We start from the raw sequence: 26,443 nt of genomic DNA, 5'->3' as shown, positions 1-26,443 counted from the left end.
ACGGATGAAAGAAGGTGAGACCTTGAGTAAAGTTGTGTATGGTCAATTATTTGGAAATCCTGAAATTTTCGTTGATGGTAAATTAATTCTATTTTCATTTACAAAGATTAATGCGTTACTGTATTACATGCTTGTCAATAGGAAAGTGAGTCGAGACGAACTGTCAGCCTTATTATGGCCAGATATGGATGAAAAGAATGCGAAAAAAAACTTGCGGAATACGATTTATCAAGCTAATAAGAAATTAGGCGGTGACTATATCTGTTCACCAAATAAGTTTGTTTTAGTATTGAGTGATGAATTACCGATTTCCAGCGATGTTGAGCGTTTTAAAGAAAATCCAGGGGATAGTCTTTCTCTTTATCGTGATAGTTTTTTAAAAGGGTTCTATTTGAAAGAATGCGAAGAATATGATTTATGGACAGAAAAAATGCGTAATTTTTTTGAGAAAAAATTCCTAAATGAATGTTTTCGTCATGTCACTCAAGACATGGAGGACGGACGTTATGAACATGTTGAAAAAAATTTACAGCAGTTGATTAGTCTTGATGAATACGACGAACGAAATTATCAATTGCTAATGAGCTACTATTATGAAGTAGAAAGACATGAAAAAGTAATCGAAGTTTATTATGATCTTGCGGATGTCCTGAATACTGAGTTAGGCATCGGTCCGAGTCAAGAGACCCGAGATATTTTTGAACGTGCCTTGATCGTGATTAACAAAGACAATCCGGTGATTAATCGTCGATTTAAAACCAAATTCTTTGGACGTTTGGCAGAAATTCAATTAATGGAAATAAATTTTATTCATTTTAACCGAAATGAGACTAGTCACTCGATTCTTGTGAAAGGCGACATGGGTGTTGGGAAAACCAGTTTAGTCAGTCGTGTCTTAGATAATGTCCCCCATTTTCATATTTTAGAAACACAGTGTTATGAAGTGGAAAAAAACTATGATTTGCGGGCGTGGCGAAAGATCTTTAATCAGTTATCGCGTTTGATTGAACAAGAGGGAATTATGCAACCAGATCATTGGCATCATACGCTTGATCGCTTTTTCCCTAATATTGAAGATGTCTCTCAAGAGAAACCGATTGAGGATGAGAAACATTTTGATTTAAACATTCTTTCCCAAATCATGATTGAAGCGATTCGGAAACTAAGTTTATCCAAGAAGATCGTTTTGGTTTTTGAAAACATCCAATGGTTAGATGATATGAGTTTCCAATTATTAGTTAGTGCCATGCTTCATCTAAAAAACAAAGAGGCAATTTTCATTTTCACTTCAAGAAATGAGATAAGTTCTCGTGTTTTAACTTTTTTAACTACCATCAACTGTTATGAGTTATTAATTGAGATTTCCTTAGCTCCATTATCTTTAGCGGAAACTCAAGAATTTTCAAGGAAAGAGTTAGTCGATCACCCTATCTCTCAAGATAAATTATTAGAACTATATAAGCTGACTGAAGGCAATTTTTTCTTTTTGACGGAATATTTAAACATGATCCGAAATAACGATCACATTGACATAATGAATGTTCGTATGCAAGATACCTTAAGAGACAGATTTAGTGGTTTAAGTGAAATTGAGACAAAAATCATTGAGGTGGTTGCGTACTTTTACGATTATGTTCCAGTTGACTTATTGGCGGAAATTGTTGATTTACCTGCCATAAAATTGGCAGAGACTGTTGAAAAACTTGTTAAAAGAAATATTTTATTGGAATTGTTTATTAGTGATGAAGTGATGATTTGTTTTAGCCATAACCGATTGAGAGAATTTATTTACATGAATCAGATGACCTCCAAAAAGCGCTTGTTACATAAAGAAATTGCGTATTTAATGGAAAAATCAAGGATGAGTAGTTTGAATGATCATTTGATTTTTGCTAAAATTGCTTACCATTACGAAGAAGCCAGAGAATGGCTGAAGTCAGTGGATTTTCAACTTCGTTATTTGCAAAGCTATTTCAAATTTTATCATGAGTTATTTCCAATAAACGCTGTTCCCAACGACAATTCCATGGTCAATCCTGATAATTGGAAGAAGGGAACGATCAAAGAATTTGAAAAAATTCGTCAAAAATTAGCAGAATTAGAGCCGGTTTATGGAAATGATGAGAGATATTTAATGTTGGGAATGCGTTTTTATAATATGGAAGGCCGGTACCTTATCAGACAAGGAAATTATGAAAAAGGGGTAGAGGATATTCAATATGTTCTTCGTGTTGCCAAAGAACTAAATGATAGCCACTTCTTACTGGAAGGGTATAAACAAATGATTTATTATTGCATCCAAATTGATAATAGTCGAGAGATGCATGATTACCTCGAATTAGGCTTAAGTGAAGCGATTCGCAGCAATAATCACGAATCCATTGGCATTTTATTGCGTTTGAAGGGCCTTAATTATTTAATGGCAGGCGATTTATTTATGGCTGAACGCCAGTTGATAGAGTCCATCAATACGTTTTCCATTACTGAAACGATCAAGGACAAATACAGCATCAACATTGCTGCTGCCTATGATTATTTAGCTGAGATTCGAAGTATCGAAGAGAACTATGACGAAGCCGTTAGATTGCAGCAAATGGCTATTGAACTGTGTGAAAATAAGGGAGCATACTCGAGCTTATCCGTTTTTTATATTAATATGGGCATCATTCTCTTTGGTAAAAGAGAGTATGATCAGGCAAAATCTTTTTTTGATAAAGCATATCATATTTATGAAGAGTTTTCTTCTCTTTGGAAACGGCCACAGCTCGATGCTTATATGTCATTAATCAATCTTTATCAAGGGAATTATCAGGCTGTTTTTGTTTATTTAATTAGCTCCAAAAAATACATGGAACGATTTGCTAATCCACGGGATATCGGGACGATTTATTTTGCAGAAGCTATGATCAAACGCCAATTGGTTAAAGAGAAGCACCATGACAATAAATTATGGGAAATGCTCGATCAAGATGAATGGTTTTATTTCCGGAAAGCCTTAGAATACTTAAGTCCGAATCGCAATAAATTAGAAACCAATCTGTTAAAACGGACGTTTAAACCAGAAGAATTTGCTAATGGTCAAAGATAGAACAAGGAACACCGAGTGATTGAACTTGGTGTTCCTTGTTTATTAGTTAAAGGGGAATGAGGCTCTTTTTTAGCATTCGTAAAGCTACACAGGGGTATTGTTCACTCAATAACCCTAAAGATGACAATAAATAGGAGCCATCGATATACAATTGAGGCGTTTTTGGCATTAAATGTTCTTGTTCTTTTTGTAGAGCTGCTTCCAATATCTCTCTGGCTTGCCCACTATGAATCATGACACCGCCAGTCCCAATTAATGCTGATAAGTGACGTAAATCTTTCCCTTTTTGATAATAAGTATCGTGGTGAGGATGACGTTCTCTTCTGATAGTCCCAGCGTGGCGTTTGACGGCAATTCGCGTCGCAACTTTTGCCATTAAACAATCAAAATCACGTTCAACAATTGATGCTGGGATAAACTCTGGAGTTTGTTCTCTTTTTAAACAAAACTGTCTTATTTGGCGTTCATCATAAGCTTGACCTGAGAAGTCAGAAAAAGAGGCGATGCCTGCCGTTTCCATTAAACTGACAGCAGAATAGCGCATACCTAAATCACCTTCCACTGTTCGTTTTAGGAAAGGTTCAGGCAGGCCTTCATACAATACGTCTTCTTCAGCAGTCAGGCCATTTGATGCTGAATGGACATCTGTAGTTGCGCCGCCAATGTCGACAATGGCTACACTTCCAATTCCGTCTTCATAGCTGGTACCTTCAGACAAAAGCTTGGCAGCCTCCAGAACGGCCATAGGGGTTGGAATAATTGGCGAATCACTCAATTTCGCAATCTCTTCTAATCCCTTAGCATAAATTATTTTGTCGAAAAAAATCCGTCTCAAAAGTTGTCTGGTCTTTGTTGTTTGCAAACAATTGACTTTAGGAAGAACATTTTCCGAAATAACATAATTTCTTTGGGAGAGAATGTTCTTTAGTTCAGGTATTGCTAGCGAGTTACCTGCCACAATGATCGGGATGTCATCTTCTAAGGCTGTTAGTCGTTGAGCACACATCAGAATAAATGATGTGTTTCCCCCGTTTACTCCGCCTGTCAGCAGAATAACATCTGGTTTCAGCGTATTAATTTCTTGAATGTCTTCAAAAGAAAGGGCATAGGCGTAGGTCTTTAGTATTCTGGTGCCTGCTCCTAGAGCTACTTTTCTGGCTGCATCAGCTGTCAAACTATTTGTAAGTCCAATCGCGACCATTTTGAAGCCTCCAAAAGCTGATGAACAGATCAGTGTTTGATCAATTTTCAGTTTATCTATTTTTAATTTTTGGGCTAAGACTCCGTTTAATTCTTGATAACTATCCAGTAGATTAGCCTTACTATAAGTGTTTACTGTGGCTTGACTAATAACTACTTCTTTTTCTCGATCTAACAAAACACCTTTGGTATAAGTACTGCCGAAATCAATCGTCAGGATATAGTAAGTCATGTTTAAGCCTCCTTTAAAATGTCACTATCGTTAAAATTAGATTAAAATTTGATAAGAATTACTGGTCGAATTATTATGAAAAGAATCTAAAAAACGTCAAATTTTGTTATCAGCTAATATGATTGACCTAGATTAAAGAAAGGGAGATCAAAGAGGTGATGCCACCTTTCTGTTATAGCAGTCTGTTATTACGATTCATGATGTCGCTTTTTAATTCGATAACATCACCTAAAACATGGTTTCGCAAAAAGCTGTTCATTTGATTGTTTTGTTTCTTAATGAGAGCTAACTAAATCGTTCTTCATTATAAACTGGATGCGTCAAAAAAATGTCAAATTTAGTCAAGAGGTTTAACAGTAAGTTTTTTTTATGAGTGTTTTCAGCGTCTAAAATCAGGTGGTTTTCCCACTATAATGCTGTTTTAAGAAGGTTTGACAAGTAATTAGTTGGGTGGTAATTTGAGAGTATAGCAAGGGGTTCTCACAAAACCAAGAGAGAATTATCGTTTTTTATTCACGAGGCATTTGGTATGTGATGACTATTTTTAACGGGTATTAAATTTCTTTGACTAAAGGAGAGAGTGAGTTGAGACAAAAACAAGTATTACATGTTAAAGAGATTACGCTATTAGGATTGTTAGTTGCCATGGAGGTGATTTTGACGCGATTTTTTGCGATTGAGAATTCCTTTGTCCGCATAAGTTTTGCATTTTTACCTCTAATGTTAATGGGCCATTTATTTGGACCCTGGGTAGCAGGCTTAGGAGGAGTTGTTGGGGATATTCTGGGAATGTTAATTTTCCCAAAAGCCATGTTTTTCCCAGGATTTACTCTCAATGCTTTTCTGATTCCCTTTATTTACGGCATGATCTTATATCGAAAGGATTTTACTCTCAAGCGGATTGTGATCTCCCAGTTGGTTATTATGGGGACTATCAGTTTATGTTTAACACCGATTTGGCTTAACATCTTGTTTAAAATTCCAATTGTTGAATTGTTGCCTGTTAGATTTTTAAAAGAAGGAATCCTCTTCCCAATTAATGTCTGTGTTAGTTATGGTCTCTTTAATAAAACGTCCTTGGTCACGGTGATGGCGTTAAGTAAGTGAACAATACAATGGGTTCGCAGGGTGAAGGCACTTGTCTTTCCCTAGTATGATAAATGAAAGGAAGTAGTCAAATGGCAAAGTTAGTAGAATGTATTCCAAATTTTAGTGAAGGTCGAGATGAAAGCGTTATAAACGGATTGGTTGAGGTGGCTAAAAGCGTGAATGGTGTCACCTTATTAGATCACTCGTCTGATTCAAGTCATAATCGTAGCGTCTTTACTTTAGTAGGCGATGTGGATGGGATTCAAGAAGTGGCCTTTAAATTGGTTAAGTATGCTAGTGAACACATTGATATGACAAAACAAACAGGGGAACACCCACGAATGGGTGCGACAGATGTGGTACCGTTTGTTCCAATAAAAGATATTACAACAGAAGAGTGTGTGGAAATCTCGAAAAAAGTGGCCCAACGAATTAATGAAGAACTGGATATACCAATCTTTTTATACGAAGAATCGGCCTCAGCTCCTGACAGAGTCAATTTGGCTCGAGTGAGAAAAGGGCAGTTCGAAGGAATGCCTGAAAAACTATTACAGGAAGAATGGGCTCCTGACTTTGGCGATAGAAAGATCCATCAAACTGCTGGAGTGACAGCAGTTGGTGCTAGAATGCCTTTAGTCGCTTTTAATGTTAACTTGGATACTTCTGATATTACGATCGCCAATAAAATTGCCAAAATTGTTCGTGGTTCTGGTGGTGGCTTCAAATATTGTAAGGGAATTGGGGTTATGTTAGAAGATCGCAATATTGCTCAAGTGTCCATGAATATGGTTAATTTTGAAGGGACACCCTTGTACCGCGCTTTTGAAACAATTCGCTTTGAAGCTAAGCGCTATGGGGTATCGATTATCGGGAGTGAAGTGATCGGTCTAACACCGGCGAAAGCACTGATCGATACTGCTGAATACTATTTACAGATTGAAGATTTTGATTATGGTAAACAGGTATTAGAAAATCATTTATTAAACTGAGATAAGGAGAGCTAAAATAATGGAATTAGTTGAGTTGAAAGTTAACGAATTTATGCATGTTTTAGGTTCAGATGAACCTGCTCCAGGTGGCGGATCGGCTTCAGCATTAGCTGCAGCCATGGGTATTTCATTAGTAAAAATGGTAGCTGAATTAACTACTGGAAAAAAGAAATACGCCGAACATGAGGCGTTGATTCAGGAGGTGTTAAAGGAAGCAACGAGTTTACAAGGGGTACTATTGGAGGCTATCGATAAAGATACCCAGGCTTTTAACGTGGTCTCAGCTGTCTTCTCTATGCCGAAAAATACGGAAGAAGAAAAGATGGCACGACGTGAAGCGATGCAATTGGCTTTAAAAGGGGCGGCAATTTCCCCCTATGAAATGATGGAAACCATTGTTAAAGGCTTAAAAGTCGTCAAAAAGGCCGTTGGCAAATCGAATGCAAATGCTGCTAGCGACTTAGGTGTGGCGGCTTTAAACCTAAAATCAGGACTTCAGGGGGCGTGGTTAAACGTCCTGATCAATTTGTCTGGAATTAAGGAAGAAGCCTTTGTTGAAGGGTATCGCGTGAACGGTGAAGCCTTATTAAGAGAAGGGTGCCAATTGGCTGACCAAATTTATGAGGAAATTGTGACATTAGTCTAATGTGAGAAAGGAAGTTAATGACCTACTATGACCTATTTATCAGATATTGAAATTGCCAATCAAGTAACAATGAAACCGATCAAAGAAGTGGCAAAAAGCTTAAATTTAGCTGAAGAAGATTATAATTTATACGGAAAATACAAAGCCAAATTAGATGCTTTGGAATTAGCAAAGATGGCAGACCAAGATGATGGGAAGTTGATATTGGTTACTGCCATCACGCCAACTCCAGCGGGAGAAGGCAAAACAACGACATCAGTTGGTTTAGCTGATGGACTGACTAAAATTGGCAAGAAAGCCATGTTAGCGCTTAGAGAGCCTTCACTAGGACCTGTTTTTGGTGTTAAAGGGGGGGCTGCTGGTGGTGGCTATGCCCAAGTTGTGCCAATGGAAGATATTAATCTTCACTTTACTGGTGACTTCCATGCGATTGGAGCTGCTAATAATTTGTTGGCCGCTTTGTTGGATAATCATATTCATCATGGCAACCATTTACAAATAGACAGCCGTCGCATCACTTGGAAGCGTGTTGTTGATATGAATGATCGGCAATTACGCCATATCGTCAACGGTCTACAAGGGAAAGTTAACGGTGTCCCAAGAGAAGATGGGTATGATATTACGGTTGCATCTGAAATAATGGCGATTTTGTGTTTAGCTAATAATATTGTGGAGTTAAAAGAAAAATTGCGCAAGATTATTGTGGCTTACAACTTCTCTGGTGAGCCAGTTACTGCTGGGGATTTAAAAGCTGAGGGGGCTCTAACGGCCTTACTAAAAGAAGCGATTAATCCTAATTTAGTGCAAACGTTAGAACATACACCTGCTCTGATTCATGGAGGTCCATTCGCTAACATAGCTCACGGATGTAACAGTGTCCTTGCGACTAAGATGTCCTTAAAATATGCGGATTACACAGTGACCGAAGCTGGTTTTGGGGCCGATTTAGGTGCTGAAAAATTTATTGACATTAAATGCCGTTTAGCTGAAATTCGTCCAGATGCCGTGGTATTAGTAGCGACCATTCGAGCGTTGAAAATGCATGGTGGCGTGCCTAAAACGGAGCTTGGCGAAGAAAATGTCACAGCCGTTATTGATGGCTTGCCTAATTTAGAAAAACATCTGATGAATATTCAGGAGGTTTACGGTTTACCAGTTGTTGTGGCAATCAATAAATTCCCTACAGATACTCAAGCTGAATTAACTGCTATTGAAGAAGCTTGTCAGGAACGTGGTGTTGATGTTGTCTTGTCTGAAGTTTGGGAAAAAGGTGGTGCTGGTGGTGTAGCCTTAGCTGAGAAAGTTGTGGAGCTAGCTGAACGTGAGAATAACTTCAACTTTGTCTATGATTTAGAAGATAGCATTGAAGAAAAATTGACGAAAATTGTCCAAAAAGTATACGGTGGCAAAGGGCTTGAGTTAAGCAAAGTCGCGCGTCGAGAAATGGCTGAATTAGAGCGTCTAGGTTTTGGCAATTATCCAATTTGTATGGCTAAAACCCAATATTCCTTCTCAGATGATCCAACACTAATCGGTGCCCCTGTTGACTTTACCGTTGCGATTAAAAACATGAAGGTGTCAGCTGGTGCTGGATTTATTGTCGCCTTGACCGGTGCGATTATGACGATGCCAGGTTTACCCAAATCGCCTGCCTCAGAACGGATTGATGTTGACGAAAATGGGACTATTTCAGGCTTGTTTTAGGCTATAGTATGAACTTAAAAAAACTTAATATAGAAAATTATCATGTGTCAACTTGGAGTGGTGGAGAGACAAAACAATTATTTCTCTCCCCAGTTCAAGGGAGCTATCAAGTCGGGAATTTTGACTTTAGAGTATCCAGTGCATCGGTCAAAGTAGCTGAAACCCATTTTACATGTTTGCCAGGCTATGAAAGGCTGATCATGTCGATTGATCACCCATTAACCTTGTGTCACCAAAGTGCTGCAGGGGGGAAAAAGATCGAACTAACGCCTTATACGGCTCATCATTTTTTAGGTAGCGATCAGACCACCTCATTTGGAAAGTGTCAGGATATGAACTTAATTTATCGTCGTGGTCTTATAGGTAAGTTACAAGCGTGTTCTCAGAATGCATCCATTCGAGCTATGAGTGGCGAATTTGTCTTAGTGTATGCACTGGAGGAGCTTAGAGTGCTACTAAATCAAGGGACTGATATCCGCTCTTCTCATTTAAAGGCAGGTAGTAGTATTGTGATTGAAAGGGTTACCGAAAGTTGTCAGTTGACGCTAACAGCCAAAACTAGAACTGAAAAACCAATAGCAGTTGTGGCAAGTATTAGCGCAAATTAAGAGTTTGTTTGTAACCGATTTCAACATGTTGATGAATCATTTCCGTTTTAGTTGAAGGGAGAAAACTTATGGAATCAAATTTAGATGTAACTGAACTAAACGAAATAGAAGAAAAATCAAAATTTAGTTTAAGCGGTGCCACACTTTACGGGATAAATGCTGTTATTGGATCGGGGATCTTTTTATTGCCACAGACAATCTATCGAGATCTTGGGCCAGCTTCCTTGTTTGCCATGATTTTCGATGCTGTTCTGGTCTTATTATTGGCAGTGTGTTTTGCGGAAGTTGCTTGTTACTTTAATAAAAATGGTGGTGCTTTTCAATATTCTAAAGCTGCTTTTGGGGATTTCTTCGGCTTTATTGTTGGATTATTAGGGTGGTTTGTGACAATTATCGCATGGTCAGCAATGGCCTCTGGCTTTGCCAAGTTGTTAATTGTAACATTTCCGGTTTTAACTGGACAGAATAAGTTGATCAGTATTTTATTGGTGATTGCTTTATCGGTTATTAATAGCACAGGGTTAAAAACTTCTAAAATATTCACTATTGCAATCACAGTGGCAAAATTAATCCCGATCGTGGCATTTGTTTTAATTAGCATCTTCTTTATTAAAGGTGGCATTACCGCTGGAAACTTCACACCATTTTTACAATTAAAAGAAGGGATGAATCTTTCAGATGCGATTGCTTCAACGTCTTTAACGATTTTTTATGCCTTTATCGGGTTTGAGGCATTACCAGTTGTGGCAGGTGAAATGCGGAACGCGAAAAAGAACGTGCCAAAAGCAATTGTTGGCTCAATCAGTATTGTCTCAATTTTATATTTCATCATCATTGCTGGAACGATTGCAATGTTAGGTGTGGGAATTTTAGAAACCGACGCTCCAGTTCAGGACGCTTTTGCTTTGATGATTGGACCTGCTGGTAAGTGGATTATTTCAATCGGTGCCTTGATTTCAATTTTAGGGTTAAATGTCGGAGATTCTATGATGATTCCTCGGTATGGCGCGTCCATATCTGATGAGGGATTGCTGCCAAAAGTGATCGCCAGAAAAAATGATAAAGGGGCACCAGTTATTGCGATCATTATCTCTTGTATCTTGACAAGTTTATTATTATTAAGTGGTAGTTTTGAACAATTAGCAGAACTAAGTGTCGTTTTCCGTTTCATTCAATACATACCGACGGCGCTAGCAGTTATTTGGATGCGTAAGAAAAATCCTGATATGAGAACAACCTTTAGATTGCCATTAGGACCTTTTATTCCAATCTTGGGTATTGTGGTTAGTGTCTGGATGTTATGGAGTGGTGCAAATACCGTTAGCTTATTAGCAGGTGGCGCAGGCATTGTTATTGCAGGTATCATGTATTTTATGTTAAATGGTGGTAAAAAAATAGCAAATTAACTAGATTTAGGGAGGGTTTTTTTAATGACTAAACATATTACGTTAGACGGGAATAGTTTAACATTAGCACAAGTAATCGATGTGGCAAGACATCAAGCAACTGTTTCAATCTCTGCGGATGCAGTTGAGGCAGTCAATGTTTCACGAAAAATAATTGATGATATTGTCGAAAGCAAAAAAGTGACATATGGGGTTAATACAGGTTTTGGCTCATTGGTTAAAGTCAGTGTTCCTCAAGAAGAGACGAGACAAATTCAAGAAAACTTAATTCGAACTCATTCTACAGGTTTTGGCAACCCCTTGAAAGCGGATGAAGTCAAGGCCATCATGTTAATTCGAATCAACTCGCTTTTGAAAGGATATTCTGGGATTCGGTTATTGACGATTGAGACGCTAATGAACATGCTCAACAAAGGCGTTGTGCCATTTATTCCTGAAAAGGGGTCACTTGGTGCCTCTGGTGATTTAGCACAGCTCTCCCATATGGTTCTACCAATGCTAGGACTAGGAAAGGCGTATTACAAAGGAGAATTATTGGCAGGCAAAGAAGCGATGAACAGGGCAGGTGTGACTGTCATTCATTTGGAGGCAAAAGAGGGGTTGGCCTTAATAAATGGAACAACTGTTTTAACGGGGATCGGGGCATTGGCAACATATGATGCCATCGAGTTATTGAAAATATCCGATATTGCAGCCGCTTTATCATTGGAAGTTCATAATGGTATCATCAATGCGTTTGATGAAGAAATACATATTATTCGGCCTCATAGTGGCCAATTAGCGACGGCTAGAAATATTAGACGCTTGTTAACTGGGAGCACTTTGACGACACCGGCAACGGCGGATCGAGTTCAAGACCCTTATACATTAAGATGTATTCCACAAGTTCACGGGGCGAATAAAGATACGATTGCATATGTCAAAGAAAAGATTGATATTGAATTAAATTCTGTGACCGATAATCCAATTGTCACACGTAGTGGTCAAGTGATTTCTGGCGGCAATTTCCACGGTGAACCGTTAGCGCAACCTTTTGATTTCTTAGGAATTGGGGCAGCAGAAATAGGGAATATTTCTGAAAGACGAGTGGAACGTTTAGTCAATACGACCTTAAGTGGCTTACCGTCATTTTTAGTGAAACATCCTGGGGTTAATTCAGGTTTTATGATTACTCAATATGCAGCAGCATCCCTTGTCTCAGAAAATAAAATTTTAGCTCACCCTGCAAGTGTGGATTCCATCGCTTCTTCCGAAAATCAAGAAGACTTTGTCAGTATGGGAACGACAGCTGCTCGTACTGCCAGAGATATCGTAGCCAACTCGCAACGGGTTGTGGCAACTGAGCTTATGGCGGCTTGTCAAGGGATTGACTTTGTCTTAGATCGTGGGGAACTAGGGGTAGGAACTAAAATTGCTTATGACTTTTTCCGTCAACATGTGAATTTCCTTGAATATGATAAAGATATTGAAATGTATGATGAACTAGAAAAAGCAACCGAAGTCCTTATTAAAGGGGACTTGTTAAGAGCTGTTGAGGAAAAGATTGAGTTGGACATTCAATTTTGATTTAACTGAAAATAGTCTTGTTGGGGGAATTATTCAACAAAACACAGTATGAGCGGAATGTCTCTGGATAACTAATTCAGAGACATTTTTTGCCAACCGCTCCAAATTTCTCTTGTTAAGATGTAATTTTATTAGGAGGGGTTATTATGAAATATCAAAAACCAAAGGGAACCATTGATATATTGCCATCTGATAGTGCAACATGGCAATATATTGAAGAGGCCGCTCGAAAAACATTTGGCCGATACGATTTTCATGAAATTAGAACACCTGTTTTCGAGCATTTTGACGTTATTTCTCGAGGTGTTGGAGAATCAACTGATATTGTCTCTAAAGAGATGTATGATTTTTACGATAAAGGGAAACGTCATATCACTCTTAGGCCAGAAGCGACAGCGCCAGTTGTGAGAAGTTATGTGGAAAACAAACTATTCGGCCCTGAGTACCAACATCCTTTTAAGACATACTATATCGGGCCAATGTTTCGATATGAACGTCCACAGTCTGGGCGGTTGCGGCAGTTTCATCAAATTGGGGTGGAAGTGATAGGCTGTCGCCGAGCGTTAAGTGATGTAGAAACCATTGCGATGGCCTTGGATTTTTTTACCGGCTTAGGTATTACACAAACAAAGGTTGTGATTAATTCTTTAGGAAGTCGACAAAACAGGCAAAAATATCGGCAAGCATTAATTGATTATTTAAGACCACTGGAGAACCAATTAAGTGATAATTCTCGGCGGCGATTAAAGCAAAATCCTTTGAGGGTTTTGGACAGTAAAGATAAAGAAGATCAAAAAATAGTCCAGCAAGCCCCCTCAATTATCGACTATTTAGATGAAGAAAGTCAGTGTTTTTTTAGTGAAGTCCAACAACACTTAACTAAATTGGGGATTACGTTTGAAGTTGATCCTTTAATGGTTAGGGGACTAGATTATTACAATCACACTGTGTTTGAAATCATGAGCGATGCGGCTGGTTTTGATGGCGTTTTAACTACTATTTGCGCTGGCGGACGCTATGATGGATTGATTCGTGAATTTGAAGGACCGGCAGAGTTTGATAATGGCTTTGGCTTCGCCATAGGAATTGAACGCATGTTGATTGCCATGGAAGCTGAAAATGGGTATCAAGTTCAGGCAGAAAGTCCAGATGTTTACATTGCTGATCTAACACCAGAGGCAGGTGTTGTTAGTTTGAAACTAGCGACTATCATTCGGCAAAACACGTTAATTGCTAAATGTGACTATTTGGCTCGTAATTTAAAATCACATATGAGATTAGCAAACAAGTTAGGCGCAATTCTTGTTATGATGATTGGTTCGGAGGAATTGGCAGGAAACAATGTAAAAATTAGAAATATGAAAACGGGTGTCGAAGAATTAGTTAGTTTAGCTGAAATCGAGTCTGATTTTTTAAGTACGTACTACAAAATGATTAATTTATAGAACGAGTTGATTAAAATGATTGAACACTTACTAAGTCATCGAAAAGAAATTCAAGATTACGGGACTAAGTTCTTCATCTTAGTGATCTATGCCTTCCTCTACTCGATAGCTCTGAATATTTTTTGGCGAAATGGCAATATTTACGCAGGTGGAATTACAGGCATCTCGCAAATTGTTACCACCATTCTAGAAGCTGCCACATCGCAAAAAATACCGATCTCTTTGGTTTATTACGGTTTAAATTTACCATTATTTATCTTAGGCTGGTTTGTGGTAGATCGAAAATTTGTGATATTCACGATCATCGGTGTTACTTTCGCATCATTTGCGATAGAAATTACGCCGATGATTGAGTTGACGAAAGATCCGATCATTTGCGCTATTTTTGGTGGGGCAATCAGTGGTTATTCATTGGGATTTGCACTGAAGCACGGGTTATCCACTGGCGGAATGGACATTGTGTTACTCAGCCTAAGAAAACTAACAGGTAAAAGTATTGGTAACTTGTCGTTGATTATTAATGGCGTGATTGTTCTGACTGCTGGGTTTATTTTTGGTTGGCCACATGCATTTTACAGTGTTTTATCTATATTTGTAGGAGCTAAAGCGACAGATTTAGTATATGTCAAACACAAAAAAGGCCAAGTCATGATTATTACTCAGCATCCTGAAAAAGTTATTGATAAACTACAGGAGCAATTAACTAGGGGGATGACCGTTGTCTATAACGCAAAGGGCGCTTATCAGCAAAAAGATCAGGCGATGTTAATTACTGTTATAACCTATCGGGAAATGGAGATTTTGAAGGAAATAATGAAACAAGTCGACCCTAAAGCGTTTGTCAGTGTCTCTCAAGATGTGGAAATTCTCAGTGATTTTGAAGAAATAGATATTATTTAATCGATAAGTGGGTCACAAAAGCGTGGATAAACAAAAATCAGCTGCAATCAAGTGAAAACAGAGTTTATCTAGTATTAATTGATCTGCTTATCAAAAAAGGCAAAAAGGCTGGGGATTTCCCTAGTCTTTTTGCCTTTTAGAGCATGCACATAAACAAAAAATTTTGATCAGGACAAACCAACTACCTTTATTAACGACTTACTGATCGCCTTTTTTCAGTCAAAATGATCACTTTACAAGAAAGGGTTCTACTTAACAGATATTAGGTGAGACGCTTTCTTTTTTCAGTTCGATCTGTTTGATGATCTATTTTTAGACTACTTCTGAAATTAGTGATTAATGTAAAAAAACAGAAGAAGCTGAGAGGGAGAACTAAGACACCAATCGTTCCAACAATTGCTGCATAGATGAATAAGTCATTATTATGACCTAGTAAAACCATCATAAACCAAGTGATAGCTCCGATTGAAGCAATTATATTAAGCGTAAATAAGATGTACAAACAAGGCAACATTTTTTTTATTAGCGATACTTGGGCACGAGTCATATGAACCTCCACTAGGCTTTTTCCTAATAATAACATTAATTACGACAAGTTGCTGAAAAAAATTTATTTTGGATAATTCCGAGACAGATTGCTCAGATAGAAATGGAAATTTTTGATTTAGAGGGCAAAAAAATTTATAAGACTGCTAGCCCTGGCACTGGTGTGGTTACGGCGGAATTAATAGCTGATACTAAGTATCAAGTAATCATCAAAGTTGAAGAAGCGGAGTATGGGCACTTTGCCTTTGATTGCCATTAAGAAGCTTATTAATAGGTTTTTAGGAAGCTTTTAGTTTGCGGAAGTGTGAGACCACTAGTCACTTTACTTGACTCTCTCCTCAGTTAAGCCTGATAATCTAAATAGGGGAAAGGCACAGTTGAACCCATTATGATGATTAAAAGGAGTGATATCATGACCACTTTTTTAGATAAGAATGAAAAACGAGATTTAGACATACTCTATCATTTGTATTCTGAGGATAAGTTATGGTCTGCTGAAGAGCTAGCCACGGTGGCTAATTGTTCAGTGAAAAGCGTTACCAGTTCAGTTTCAACCCTTAATGAATTAATCTCGGAATATGATTTAGATTGCTGGATTCAAATCGAAAGACACTTAGGAATAAGGTTGTGTACGGATTCTTATGCTAGTATCTATCATCTTGAAAGCCTATATATTCAGAATACGATAACTTATCAATTAATGGATAAGTTATTTCACGAGAGAGATTTATCAATTACGAAGCTTCAAGATGCTTTTTTTCTATCAAGGAGCTCTATCTATCGAAAGCTAGCGATCATCGAAACATTTATCCTCAGTAATGGCTTCAATTTTTCTAAAACAGAGCTCACGATTACTGGGCCTGAAGCAAGCATTAGAGAATTTTTTTACCTATTTTATATTTCGATTGCTGATGACCATTTTTGGCCCTTTAAAACGGTTTCTCAAGCCCATTTGGAAAATAAACTGGTCAAGATTGAAGAAGCCTCACACTTTAAACTGTCATACGCAGAAAAGTTAAGAGTTTTATATCGATTAGCAATTAATTCTGTTCGTTATCAACAAAAACATTATGTCTTAGAACTACCGGATATTGTCAAAATTGCCCCAAACCTTGAAGTTGAATTGGCAGCAGCTGCTGAATATTTTATGGAAGGCATTCCAGTCAAATACCAACAATTAGAATACCAGTATTTATCACTGGTGTATTTGACTTACGCTAATACAATTGAAGTCAATAATACGCTAGGCATTGAAGAAGCAGTTGATTGGAATCGAAAAGAAAAGACCAAAGCATATGAACTTGTGGCAGAATTGTTAGACAAAATGAGCAATATTTATCCTCAATTAGATTTGTCTGAATATTTTGCTTCTTCTCTTTTTATTTACAAGCTGATTTCAGTAGCGAATTACGCTTTATTGTATCCAATGCTTGATGTTGACTTAGATTTAAACGATCGCTGGAATAAACGCTTTCGCTCTTTGACTTTTTCTTCTTTAGAGCGTCCCAAATTCACAGAAGTCTTGTGGGAATTAATTGTTGAGATACATGAAGAAAACAACAGGGAGTTAATCAACCCCCATCATGTTTTCTATTTCATCTATTCTGTCTTTAATCAATCCCTTGATTTGCATATATTTGAAAATACGTTAAAAATAAAATTGATCATGGAAGCTGGCTATTTAAGCGAAAGTGAATTGAAAGAAAAATTAGCACGTTTATTGGGAAATGATGCCAAGATCGTGACAAGTGACATCAGAAATGATGAAAAGGAGCCTTATGATTTGATCATATCTGATTTGCCTTTTTTAACCATAGATTATCCAGATGCCAAACAGCAATATATTTGGGCATTTCCACCGATGAAGAGAGATTGGCAAAATATAAAAATGATGACAGAGATGCTTTCATTCGACTCTCAAAAGGAAAAGGATGCCTCAGTCTAAAGTGAACAGGGTGGGCCTAAAATCTCACCCTGTTTTTATTATGGCTTTATACTATTAGGATAGGTCGCCTTGATGCCGGCAATGATAATATCTAGGGACGTTAAAAAACTTTCCTCAATATCAACCGGTTGACCAAACCCTTGATTGAACTCTAATAAAGCAAATCCGTGCATCATGCTCCTTAACAGTCGCATGGTATGGACGGTTTCTGTATCTGATAGTTGATAGTACTTTAACACTTTCTCAAAAATACTGAGTATCTCCTTAGAAAGTTTGTCACTAGCAGAACTTTGCCATTGGCGAACCAATTGAGTCGCTTCATATAATCCTTTGTTATTTTTTGCGAAATTCAGGTAGGCTATCCCCATTGAACGTAAGGCATCTTCTCCTGACAAGCCAACCGCCGCTTCGACTATCGTTGCTTTAAGGCCTGTCAACCCTGCAATGAACAACTGTTCTTTTAAATGATCTAATCCCTTAATGTGATTGTATAGAGAAGGGGGTTTAATCTGTAGCGCTTCTGCAAGTTTTTTTAAACTTAGACCTTGAATCCCATCTTGATTGGCAATAGCGATGCTTTGATCAATGATCGTTTCAAGTGTAATAGACGTCTGTTTAATGATTATCTCTCCGTTCTTAAATGTTCTTCAGCATGTTTAATTGCCTTTGTGATGGCGTCTTGAGGATTGAAAATAATAGCTCCGTGGCCAACAGCTAAGGCTGAAATTTTCAATCTATTGAGCTTTTTGGCTGTTTCAATCGCCAGTCGATTATTCCAAGTAGCCATTGCTGGAAATGGAAATAGCGGCCTTAAGTCTCCGGTAACGGTGAGACTCGGACGAGTATGGAAGGCATCACCAGCGATTAAAATTTGAGATCGCTGATCATAAAACGCCATTGAGCCAGGTGTGTGACCAGGAGCATCAATCCCTCTTAATGAACCGACACAGTCATTTTCATCTAGTAATTTATCTGGTTTAGTTTTGATAGAATCAAGAAAACTTCCTTTAATGGTAGATTGTGGTTCACCCTTATTTAACGACAAATCCCCAGCCATCAACAACGCATCTCGTCTAGAAATATATGTTAGAGCATTTGGTAAATGCTCCTTCAATTTATCGAGTCCGCCAATATGATCCCCATGGGGATGAGTCAAAATTATGTTGGTAATGGGTTTATTAATTACTTCTGCGGCCTTTAAAATATCAGTGATGCCAAATCCCATCCCTGTATCAATCAACGTTAAGTTTTGATCCTCTTCAACTAGGTAACAATTTATTGGAAATAGTTTTGGTAAAAAGGTTAATTGATAGACGTTTTCAACTTTGTTAATATTCATAAACCCACTCCTAACTTAATTAGCATTATAACTAATTCGATTAGTTTAGTCAACTTGAAGGATTTCGCTTCGTGATTATTCGTTAGTTTGTCAGTCATTTTTCTGCCTGTTAACATTTAAAAAGGGCAAGGGGAGTGAGCTTATTATTCATAATAGTGTTATAAAATAAGGTATAATAAAGTTATAGAATAACAATAAGAGAGGTGAGCGTCATGAAAGTTGGAAATAGTTTAGTGTTGATAGAGATCTTGTTGATTGGTGTTATTTATCTAAGCTTGTATGTCATCGTTTTTGTTGGCCGAATAAAAAATAAATTCATCAAAATTAAGAAAAAGACGCTCCCAATAGAGGCACATAAAAATTTTTCTGTGAAAAGAAATGTCAATCAGTTATAATCAAAACAGAATTGAGACCGCTAGTCTTAACATCACTAGCGGTTTTTTATATCAGGCATGAAAGTACGTATATTCCCATTAACTTTATCTCTAGTGAATAGTTAATGGAAACTATATAGTCAACTAATATTGGAGTGAGTCATATGAAACAAGTCATTCAAGAAAGTTTGGGAAGTGTTTGGACAAATCGAAAAGTCTATATTAAGAGTTTATTATTACTAACAGTTATTCAAGGAATCCTATTTTTACCTGTTTTAGGCATACTATTCAATCAGATTTTACATGTTGCGGGATTACAGAGTATAACAGAAACAACCCTATTATCAGTGTTGATGAATCCTTTAGCAGTGATATTGCTAATTCTATTAGCTCTCTTAGCCATTATAACGATTGTGTTTGAAATGGGCTTTTTTTTCCTATTGGCCCATTTTTTGTCTCAAAAACAGCAAATCACCTTTAAACAAATTCTGATCGGCTTATCAGGAAAATTAGGTTCCTTTATCAGTTTTCAATTAATTTTATTCCTTATTTATTTTGTCTTACTTTTACCTTTGGCGTCTATTGGTTTGCAATCAATGGTAACAGAGTCACTGAGGTTGCCTTATTTTATAGCTGACGAACTCTTCAAATCAACAACAGGAACGATCATCTACCTCGTTGCGCTTTTAGGTGTTTTTTATATCAGTATGCGCTTAATTTTTACCTTGCCTATTTTTATTTTAGAGAGAGAAACATCAATGTTAGAAGGGATGAAAAAAAGTTGGCTAATTTCGAAAGGACAATCACTAAAAAATATCCTTGTTTTAGCCAGTATCTTAGTGCTCTATCATTTATTGTTAGGTGGAGCTGGTTTAATTTTAGTGATACCTATATTTTTAATTGAAAAGGTGAGTCTGACATTAGCGCCCTGGGTAGCCGGGATTATGTTGACAATTATTCAAGCGATGTTTGTTATGAGCTTCGGATTGCTCCAGGCGATGATGGCTGAAACCATTATTCGCTTAGGTGATTTAAATGAGGGCACTCGCTTAGGGATTAGTGAGGCTCACATTGACCTTTTGCCAAAAAGACTGACTTTATTGACTAAAATAGGTCTTACTGTGGTGATGATTGTTGCAGCTCTGGGTAATATTATGACGATGAGAGAGGGGATATATGCACCTGCCACTGTCATAATTGCTCATCGTGGGGAAACATCTCAAGCTATAGAAAACACATTGACTGCCTTAATTGCCGCTGCTGACATTAAAGCTGATTATGTGGAGCTTGATGTAATGGAAACAAAAGATAAAGGGTTAGTTGTCTTTCATGATGACACACTTCGCCGTTTAGCAAATAGGAATGACGCCATAAAAGACTTGACTTTAGCAGAGATTAACGAAGTGGTTTTAAGCAATGGCGGCCTGACCGATCGTATACCAACTTTAGCAGAGTTTATTGATGTTGCTAAAGAACACCAAATTAACTTATTAATTGAAATCAAGTTACACGGGAATGAATCAACAGAAATGGTTCAAAATGTTGTAAAGCTGATGAATGAAAAAGGGGTAGCGAATAAGTATCTTGTTCAAAGCTTGGATGGCAACGTTGTGTCAGAAGTCAAACAACTAGAGCCGGCAATTAAAACTGGCTACTTAGTCGCGCTTAATATTGGCAATTTACCTTCAATTCCTGCTGATTTTTTGGTTTTAGAAGATTTTTCTGTCAATCAACGGTTATTAGACCAAGCAAAGGCTCAAAATAAAACAGTTTTTGTTTGGACGGTTAATCGTGAAAACCTGATGCGCCAATATTTACGAATGAACATTGATGGAATGATTACCAATCAACCTAAAAGAGCAATTGAATTACGCCAGTCTTTCGAAGAAGATAGAGGTTTCGGGCAACGAGTACGAGAATTAATGGATTAATTTATGTATTTGAGATCAATCCCTTAGTAATGACTAAGGGATTGACAGGTATCAACGAAAAATTCGTTGATATCTATTTTAGTTTAATAAACGATTGATAAAACAAAAGTTAACTCACCTTTTAAAAATGACTAGTCATTTTTAAAATATGGTGATACAATAATGGGGAAATCGATTTCAATTGTTCTTCTTATGCGCAAAAGAGGGCAACATCTGTTGTAGTTGGTTATAAAAAAATTCGTTTATTTGTCGTCAAGACAGAAAATACAAAAAGGGAGAACTAGAGATGAATAAATTTATCGCATTTATGGAAAAACACTTTATCCCAGTGGCTGCGAAAATTGGAGCTCAGCGGCACCTTGTCGCCATTCGTGACGGATTCATTGTGACAATGCCTTTGATGATCTTAGGATCCTTCGGTGTACTGATTAATAACTTTCCAATTCCGCCTTATATTAATTTTATGAATAATCTATTTGGTGAAGGTAAGTGGCAAGCTTTTGGTAATAACTTGGCAAACGGTACTTTTTCAATTTTAGCACTGTTGATCGCCTTTACAGTTGCTTATAACTTAACCAAAGGGTATGGCAAAGATGCATTGGCTGGTGGCGTTATTTCTGTGTCTAGCTTCTTTTCATTAGGCGCTTTAGCACCAGATGATCAAGGTGCCTTAAGCAATGCTGGTTTAGGATCACAAGGCCTTTTCTTAGCATTGATCGTGGCGATTGTTTCAACAGAGGTATTCCGTCGCTTAGCTGACAACAAGAAACTTGTCATCAACATGCCTGATGGTGTACCACCTGCTGTCTCTCGCTCATTTGCGGCCTTGTTCCCTGCAATGATCACTGTATCTATTTTTGCTTTTATTACAGCTTTATTCCAAGCTGCAGGCATTACCAGCTTGGTAACGGCTTTCTATCAATTAGTCCAAGAACCATTTATGGGTCTGGCTAACTCATATCCAGCCGCCTTATTACTAGGATTCATTTCAGCATTTTTATGGTTCTTTGGTTTACATGGGGCGAATATTATTGATCCCTTTATGCAAACAATTAACATTCCGGCGATTGAAGCCAATGTTAAAGCATTGGAAGCTGGACAAAAAATGCCTTATATTGTTAATAAACCTTTCTTTGATTCCTTTGTTAATTTAGGAGGGACTGGGGCTACGCTGGGACTGATTATTGCCATTTTCTTAGTGGCTCGCCAGCACAAAGCCTATATGACTGTTGCAAAACTATCAGTCGCACCGGGAATATTCATGATTAATGAACCAATTATGTTTGGTTTACCAGTAGTCTTGAATCCGTTGTTATTTATTCCCTATGTGTTAACGCCTTTAGTGTTAGTAACGGTGGCCTATTTTGCGACAGCAGTGGGCTTAGTGCCAGCCGCAACGATTATTGCGCCATGGACAACACCGCCAATTATCGGGGGCGCTCTAGCGACACAAAGTTTAGCTGGTGGTATTTTAGCAGCTGTTAACTTGTTGATTTCTGTTTTGATTTATCTACCATTTGTTAAGATGGCACAAATTCAAGAATCTCGTCGAGTTGACTCAGAACACGCTTAATTTAATCACAGTTAAAAGAACGGAAAATTCGCTAAATGGCATTTTCTGTTCTTTTTTCTTCATTCTGACAGTAAATGAATTGAGAGTAACTGACTAGTTGGTTATAATAGAAAAGAGGATGGGTCTTTTTTAGGTGAGAGGTAGGGGACGAGATGACTAAGTATGAACAAATAGCAGATATTATCCGTAAACGTATTAAAGAAGGGATTTACCCGACTGACAGCTGGTTACCAAATCAAGTAGATTTGGTTGATGAATTTCAAGTAAGTCGTGTCACGATAAAAAAAGCCATGAATATTTTGACGATGGAAGGCTTAGTTTATAGCCAAAGAGGAGCGGGGACTCGCGTTCTCAATAATGATTTATTAGGTGTAGATAACTATTCAGCTAAAGATTATGAGGGGCTTAGTGTCCAAATGAAGGGACGGGATTTAAAGAGTCACATTATTTATTTTAATGTCGAATTCCCTGATGAGCTAGTTCAAAAACGATTAATGATTAGCGCTCATCAACCCGTTTACAAAATAATTCGCTTGCGAATCGTTGACGGAAATCCTTATGTGATTGAACATAGTTTTATGCCGACTAATATCGTGCTTAACTTAACAGTAGATGTCTTAAAAAAATCGATCTATGATTACATTCATCAAGAACTCGGATTGGGATTTGCTGGAGCTTTAAGAAATATTAAAGCTGATCGGCCAGATGATTATGACAAAGAATTTTTAAAATGTGGTGATTGTGACCCGATTTTAGAATTAGATCAGGTTATTTATTTAAAAGATGGCAAAATCATTGATTATTCTCGAAGTCGCAGTCGTTTTGATCAACGAAGTTATTCAGTTTTAGATGTGATTGATAATTGAGTAAAAAAACACTTCAAGAAGAGGTGTTTTTTTATCATCAGACAGCTCTAAATTATCATTACTTGGATAGAAATAGATATAAAAAGGAATAGCCAAGAAAAAGAGAATGACTCTTAAGCTTGGCTATTCCTTTTTATATCTACCTCGATGTTAAGGGAATTAAGATAGGATGTTGCGATCAATTTCATTTTCATCTTTTGCGATCATCAATGCAATAGTGGTGTCTCCTGCCACATTTGACAGCGTTCTAAACATACCAGAAAACCAATCAATTCCTGCTAAAAGGGCAATCCCTTCAACTGGAATCCCCATACTGGGAACAACAATAGCTAAGGCGACTAATCCTCCTCCAGGAACCACGACTGTACCTAAGGTTGCTAAAGTTGATAAAAGGACAATGCTAATAATTGTCGATAAGTTGATTGGTAGACCGTAAACTTGACTTAAAGTGATACAGGCTACGGCTAAAAAAGTCGCCAAGCCATTGCTGTTGAGTGCTAACCCCAAAGGCAATACTAATTTCGAGATTCTTTTAGAAATCCCTAGTTTTAATTCAGCATCTTCCATTTCCACTGGCAAAGCGATTGCAGAACTGGTTGTGGTAAAGGCCACAATCAAAATGCGTTTCATTCGTTTGAAAATAAGCAAAGGGGAAACCTTGACGTATAAACCGACAAAGATAAACCAGATAACGAGAAAAAAAACAGTGGCTAGTCCAAATGTTAAAAGAAATTTCCCCAAAGGTAAAATAACTTTAACACCGATAGTGCCTGTAACCCAGGTGATCAAGGCAAAAACACCAAAAGGAGCTAACACCATAATAAATGTTACCATTTGAATGATTATTTTGTTAAACTCTTTTAGAAGGTCTAATAATTTCGAGTTTCCTTGTTCTTTTTGAATAAAACTCAAGGCAATACCAAAAAGTATGGCAAAGATTATCACTTGAATCATGTTGCCTTCGGCCATCGATTTGATTACATTGGTTGGAAAAAAATCGACAACCAGGTCATTAATAGTTGTATCTGGGACGGAAATAGCGTTACTTGTTTGAGTATCAAGTGTTAGCCCTTTCCCTGGATTGAGAAGTAATGAAAAAATAATACCGACTGCGGCCGCAATTACGGTTGAGAACATAAACCAAGCCAGGCTTTTTACCCCAAGTTTGCCTAAATCTTTAGGTGATAAGCTGCCGACTGCCTCAACTACCGCCCCCATAACCAATAAAACGACGGACATCTGAATTAATCTTAGAAAGACATCACCTACCATTTTAATAGGGGCGACAGCTTCACCAACCGAGAGACCGACTACAACACCAACAACTAACATGATCATGATTTGATTAGTTGTTCCGAGCTGTTTCCATAATTTCATCTTACCGTGCTCCTTTCTCTCTAATATGGGCTTAATGAAAAATAAAAGCAACATATAGATCTGTCGTTATCATACCATGAAGCGTTTTCTCTATGATATAAATGAAAATGCCAAAGTGATTCTCAATGATTGTTCAAAACAAACAAATAAAAAATAAGTTTGTTAAATTTTTTTCAAAAAAGTACACATTTTTTTTTGAGGCTACAGGGCCGTAAGAGTTTGTCGAAATTACTATGTGAAAGCGGGTTTGGGCATAATAGCTAAAGAAGGTTTCCTTTTTTAGTGTTATTAGCTAATGCTAACCTTTTGTAAAAGGCTTACACTTTAGATGTTAAAGATAAGGAACAAGCGACCTATTAAAAGAGGAGTGGAATGAATGAACGATTTAAGCGCAGTAGTTGAAGAACATGTAGCATGGCTATCAGGAATTGGCGCTGATCCAACTGGTGGCACAACACGCCTGCTATATGATGAAAACTGGCAAATAGCTCAAAATGGCTTAAAAGCAAAGTTTGAAGCCATTGGGCTAACAACTTCCTTTGATGCTGTAGGTAATTTATTTGGCAGAATCGAAGGCAGTCATTACCCAATGGAAACGATTATGACGGGATCTCATGTAGATACAGTTGTTAATGGTGGGGCTCTAGACGGTCAATTTGGCATTTTAGCTTCTTATTTAGCAGTTAAATATTTAACGGAAAAATACGGACAACCATTGCGTAGCATGGAAGTTATTTCCATGGCCGAAGAAGAGGGCAGTCGTTTCCCTTACGCTTTCTGGGGCAGTAAAAACATCTGGGGAATTGCAGATAAAGCGGATGTACTTGAAGCTGCTGACGCGGCAGGCATTAAATTTGTTGATGCAATGCGTGATGCTGGCTTTGATTTTAAAGACGAAAACGAGGGACTGCGTAAAGACATTAAAGCTTTTGTGGAAATTCATATTGAACAAGGCTCTGTTTTGGAAAAAACTGGCAAACAAGTGGGGGTTGTCAACAGTATTGTTGGGCAAAAACGCTATAACATTACCTTAGAAGGCGAATCAAATCATGCTGGAACTACGCCGATGGGATACCGCAAAGATACGGTTTATGCCATGAGCAAGATGATTAATGAAGCTATTGACAAAGCACATCATCATGGAGATCCGTTGGTATTGACTTTTGGTCATGTGGAAGTCCAACCTAACACTGTCAATGTTGTGCCTGGCCATACAGTGTTTACAATGGATTGCCGTCACACTGATGCAACAGAGCTTGCAGCTTTCACTAAAGAAATTGAAGCAGACATGAAAGCAACGGCTAACAAAATGGGAATTAAAATCGAGATTGACAATTGGATGAATGAAGCGCCGACCCCCATGTCTCAAGAGATCGTGAATGTTTTAGAGACAGCTTGTACCGAAGCTGGCTTAAATTTCCAAGTGATGCACAGTGGTGCTGGTCATGATTCGCAAATTTTTGCCGTCAATGTTCCAACGGCCATGCTCTTTGTTCCAAGCATTGGTGGCATTAGTCACAACCCAGCCGAAGCAACTAAAACAGAAGATTTAGTCGAAGGTTTGAAGGCTTTAATTGCATCAATTCATAAATTAGCGTACGAAGATTAGAGAGCGAGGG

General features: G+C 37.7%; 22 protein-coding genes. 17 read left to right on the top strand and 5 right to left on the bottom strand.

The genetic code is table 11. The features are described 5' to 3' along the window. Positions 1–22: 22 nt before the first annotated feature. Positions 23–3,088, top strand: a complete 3,066-nt coding sequence (locus tag I6N95_RS07340; RefSeq protein WP_209526244.1) for an ATP-binding protein — start codon at positions 23–25, stop codon at positions 3,086–3,088. Between the two features lie 46 nt (positions 3,089–3,134). Here the strand turns inward: I6N95_RS07340 and glmL are convergent, their stop codons facing one another. Next, the gene (gene glmL, locus I6N95_RS07335) at positions 3,135–4,520 is read right to left on the bottom strand and encodes a methylaspartate mutase accessory protein GlmL (protein WP_209526242.1); all 1,386 of its coding nucleotides are present in this window, start codon (positions 4,518–4,520) and stop codon (positions 3,135–3,137) included. Between the two features lie 585 nt (positions 4,521–5,105). Here glmL and I6N95_RS07330 point away from each other — a divergent pair. The 9 genes from I6N95_RS07330 (at position 5,106) to I6N95_RS07290 (ending at position 14,873) form a co-directional block, all read left to right on the top strand. Continuing rightward, on the top strand, positions 5,106–5,627 hold the full coding sequence (locus I6N95_RS07330) for a folate family ECF transporter S component (protein WP_209526240.1): 522 nt from the start codon (positions 5,106–5,108) through the stop codon (positions 5,625–5,627). 71 nt (positions 5,628–5,698) lie between these two features. Then, the gene (gene ftcD, locus I6N95_RS07325; RefSeq protein WP_209526238.1) at positions 5,699–6,598 is read left to right on the top strand and encodes a glutamate formimidoyltransferase; all 900 of its coding nucleotides are present in this window, start codon (positions 5,699–5,701) and stop codon (positions 6,596–6,598) included. Positions 6,599–6,617: 19 nt separating this feature from the next. Then, positions 6,618–7,244 (top strand): cyclodeaminase/cyclohydrolase family protein, encoded by a 627-nt coding sequence (locus tag I6N95_RS07320; RefSeq protein ID WP_209526236.1) that lies wholly within the window; start codon positions 6,618–6,620, stop codon positions 7,242–7,244. Positions 7,245–7,271: 27 nt separating this feature from the next. Then, a complete protein-coding gene (locus I6N95_RS07315; protein ID WP_209526234.1) occupies positions 7,272–8,948 on the top strand; it encodes a formate--tetrahydrofolate ligase in 1,677 nt (558 codons plus the stop codon). An 8-nt stretch (positions 8,949–8,956) separates the two neighbouring features. Next, entirely contained in the window at positions 8,957–9,556 is a 600-nt protein-coding gene (locus I6N95_RS07310; RefSeq protein ID WP_209526231.1) for a HutD family protein, read from the top strand. Between the two features lie 68 nt (positions 9,557–9,624). Further along, positions 9,625–10,962: an APC family permease gene (locus tag I6N95_RS07305; protein WP_209526229.1), complete on the top strand. Its 1,338-nt coding sequence runs from the start codon at positions 9,625–9,627 to the stop codon at positions 10,960–10,962. A 24-nt stretch (positions 10,963–10,986) separates the two neighbouring features. Further along, positions 10,987–12,528, top strand: coding sequence for a histidine ammonia-lyase (gene hutH / locus I6N95_RS07300; protein WP_209526227.1), 1,542 nt, complete (start codon positions 10,987–10,989; stop codon positions 12,526–12,528). Positions 12,529–12,674: 146 nt separating this feature from the next. After that, positions 12,675–13,973, top strand: a complete 1,299-nt coding sequence (hisS, locus tag I6N95_RS07295) for a histidine--tRNA ligase (protein WP_209526224.1) — start codon at positions 12,675–12,677, stop codon at positions 13,971–13,973. A gap of 15 nt (positions 13,974–13,988) precedes the next feature. After that, positions 13,989–14,873: a YitT family protein gene (locus I6N95_RS07290; protein WP_209526222.1), complete on the top strand. Its 885-nt coding sequence runs from the start codon at positions 13,989–13,991 to the stop codon at positions 14,871–14,873. Between the two features lie 262 nt (positions 14,874–15,135). Here I6N95_RS07290 and I6N95_RS07285 read toward each other — a convergent pair whose 3' ends face one another. Further along, positions 15,136–15,420: a hypothetical protein gene (locus tag I6N95_RS07285; protein ID WP_209526220.1), complete on the bottom strand. Its 285-nt coding sequence runs from the start codon at positions 15,418–15,420 to the stop codon at positions 15,136–15,138. A gap of 102 nt (positions 15,421–15,522) precedes the next feature. On the opposite strand from I6N95_RS07285, the gene I6N95_RS07280 reads away from it, so the two are divergent. Together I6N95_RS07280 and I6N95_RS07275 are read left to right on the top strand one after the other, a co-directional pair. Then, positions 15,523–15,678 carry a hypothetical protein gene (locus tag I6N95_RS07280; RefSeq protein WP_209526219.1) on the top strand — a complete coding sequence of 52 codons (156 nt, stop codon included), beginning with the start codon at positions 15,523–15,525 and terminating at the stop codon, positions 15,676–15,678. 153 nt (positions 15,679–15,831) lie between these two features. Further along, positions 15,832–17,364, top strand: coding sequence for an AcpB/EbpR/MafR family transcriptional regulator (locus I6N95_RS07275; RefSeq protein ID WP_209526218.1), 1,533 nt, complete (start codon positions 15,832–15,834; stop codon positions 17,362–17,364). Between the two features lie 38 nt (positions 17,365–17,402). On the opposite strand, the gene I6N95_RS07270 is transcribed toward I6N95_RS07275, so the two are convergent. Both I6N95_RS07270 and I6N95_RS07265 read right to left on the bottom strand, forming a co-directional pair. Next, complete coding sequence (locus I6N95_RS07270) at positions 17,403–17,816, bottom strand: TetR-like C-terminal domain-containing protein (protein ID WP_209526217.1); 414 nt, start codon at positions 17,814–17,816, stop codon at positions 17,403–17,405. A gap of 170 nt (positions 17,817–17,986) precedes the next feature. Next, positions 17,987–18,703: an MBL fold metallo-hydrolase gene (locus tag I6N95_RS07265; RefSeq protein ID WP_209526216.1), complete on the bottom strand. Its 717-nt coding sequence runs from the start codon at positions 18,701–18,703 to the stop codon at positions 17,987–17,989. A 212-nt stretch (positions 18,704–18,915) separates the two neighbouring features. Here I6N95_RS07265 and I6N95_RS07260 point away from each other — a divergent pair, with 212 nt between their 5' ends. The 4 genes from I6N95_RS07260 to I6N95_RS07245 all read left to right on the top strand — a co-directional run bounded on the left by I6N95_RS07260 (position 18,916) and on the right by I6N95_RS07245 (position 23,447). Further along, a complete protein-coding gene (locus tag I6N95_RS07260) occupies positions 18,916–19,098 on the top strand; it encodes a hypothetical protein (protein ID WP_209526215.1) in 183 nt (60 codons plus the stop codon). Between the two features lie 143 nt (positions 19,099–19,241). Next, positions 19,242–21,008 carry a glycerophosphoryl diester phosphodiesterase membrane domain-containing protein gene (locus I6N95_RS07255; RefSeq protein WP_209526214.1) on the top strand — a complete coding sequence of 589 codons (1,767 nt, stop codon included), beginning with the start codon at positions 19,242–19,244 and terminating at the stop codon, positions 21,006–21,008. A gap of 286 nt (positions 21,009–21,294) precedes the next feature. Next, positions 21,295–22,581 carry a PTS sugar transporter subunit IIC gene (locus I6N95_RS07250; protein WP_209526213.1) on the top strand — a complete coding sequence of 429 codons (1,287 nt, stop codon included), beginning with the start codon at positions 21,295–21,297 and terminating at the stop codon, positions 22,579–22,581. 152 nt (positions 22,582–22,733) lie between these two features. Further along, the gene (locus I6N95_RS07245; RefSeq protein WP_209526210.1) at positions 22,734–23,447 is read left to right on the top strand and encodes a GntR family transcriptional regulator; all 714 of its coding nucleotides are present in this window, start codon (positions 22,734–22,736) and stop codon (positions 23,445–23,447) included. Between the two features lie 159 nt (positions 23,448–23,606). On the opposite strand, the gene I6N95_RS07240 is transcribed toward I6N95_RS07245, so the two are convergent. Next, positions 23,607–24,824: a dicarboxylate/amino acid:cation symporter gene (locus I6N95_RS07240; RefSeq protein ID WP_209526208.1), complete on the bottom strand. Its 1,218-nt coding sequence runs from the start codon at positions 24,822–24,824 to the stop codon at positions 23,607–23,609. A gap of 376 nt (positions 24,825–25,200) precedes the next feature. Here I6N95_RS07240 and allC point away from each other — a divergent pair, with 376 nt between their 5' ends. Beyond that, positions 25,201–26,433: an allantoate deiminase gene (allC, locus tag I6N95_RS07235; protein WP_209526206.1), complete on the top strand. Its 1,233-nt coding sequence runs from the start codon at positions 25,201–25,203 to the stop codon at positions 26,431–26,433. Positions 26,434–26,443 lie beyond the last annotated feature (10 nt).

Source organism: Vagococcus allomyrinae (assembly GCF_017829975.1).
GTDB lineage: Bacteria > Bacillota > Bacilli > Lactobacillales > Vagococcaceae > Vagococcus_D > Vagococcus_D allomyrinae.
Note: the sequence above shows the minus strand (reverse complement) of the source record. Positions and strands in the feature narration are given on the sequence as shown.

Coding starts and splice junctions, on each gene's coding strand:
- I6N95_RS07245 (WP_209526210.1), top strand. CDS start 22,734: ATGACTAAGTATGAACAAATAGCAGATATTATCCGTAAACGTATTAAA.
- I6N95_RS07240 (WP_209526208.1), bottom strand. CDS start 24,824: ATGAAATTATGGAAACAGCTCGGAACAACTAATCAAATCATGATCATG.
- I6N95_RS07320 (WP_209526236.1), top strand. CDS start 6,618: ATGGAATTAGTTGAGTTGAAAGTTAACGAATTTATGCATGTTTTAGGT.
- ftcD (WP_209526238.1), top strand. CDS start 5,699: ATGGCAAAGTTAGTAGAATGTATTCCAAATTTTAGTGAAGGTCGAGAT.
- I6N95_RS07290 (WP_209526222.1), top strand. CDS start 13,989: ATGATTGAACACTTACTAAGTCATCGAAAAGAAATTCAAGATTACGGG.
- hutH (WP_209526227.1), top strand. CDS start 10,987: ATGACTAAACATATTACGTTAGACGGGAATAGTTTAACATTAGCACAA.
- I6N95_RS07260 (WP_209526215.1), top strand. CDS start 18,916: ATGAAAGTTGGAAATAGTTTAGTGTTGATAGAGATCTTGTTGATTGGT.
- I6N95_RS07280 (WP_209526219.1), top strand. CDS start 15,523: ATGGAAATTTTTGATTTAGAGGGCAAAAAAATTTATAAGACTGCTAGC.
- I6N95_RS07250 (WP_209526213.1), top strand. CDS start 21,295: ATGAATAAATTTATCGCATTTATGGAAAAACACTTTATCCCAGTGGCT.
- I6N95_RS07305 (WP_209526229.1), top strand. CDS start 9,625: ATGGAATCAAATTTAGATGTAACTGAACTAAACGAAATAGAAGAAAAA.
- I6N95_RS07275 (WP_209526218.1), top strand. CDS start 15,832: ATGACCACTTTTTTAGATAAGAATGAAAAACGAGATTTAGACATACTC.
- I6N95_RS07315 (WP_209526234.1), top strand. CDS start 7,272: ATGACCTATTTATCAGATATTGAAATTGCCAATCAAGTAACAATGAAA.
- hisS (WP_209526224.1), top strand. CDS start 12,675: ATGAAATATCAAAAACCAAAGGGAACCATTGATATATTGCCATCTGAT.
- I6N95_RS07310 (WP_209526231.1), top strand. CDS start 8,957: ATGAACTTAAAAAAACTTAATATAGAAAATTATCATGTGTCAACTTGG.
- I6N95_RS07265 (WP_209526216.1), bottom strand. CDS start 18,703: ATGAATATTAACAAAGTTGAAAACGTCTATCAATTAACCTTTTTACCA.
- glmL (WP_209526242.1), bottom strand. CDS start 4,520: ATGACTTACTATATCCTGACGATTGATTTCGGCAGTACTTATACCAAA.
- I6N95_RS07285 (WP_209526220.1), bottom strand. CDS start 15,420: ATGACTCGTGCCCAAGTATCGCTAATAAAAAAAATGTTGCCTTGTTTG.
- allC (WP_209526206.1), top strand. CDS start 25,201: ATGAACGATTTAAGCGCAGTAGTTGAAGAACATGTAGCATGGCTATCA.
- I6N95_RS07255 (WP_209526214.1), top strand. CDS start 19,242: ATGAAACAAGTCATTCAAGAAAGTTTGGGAAGTGTTTGGACAAATCGA.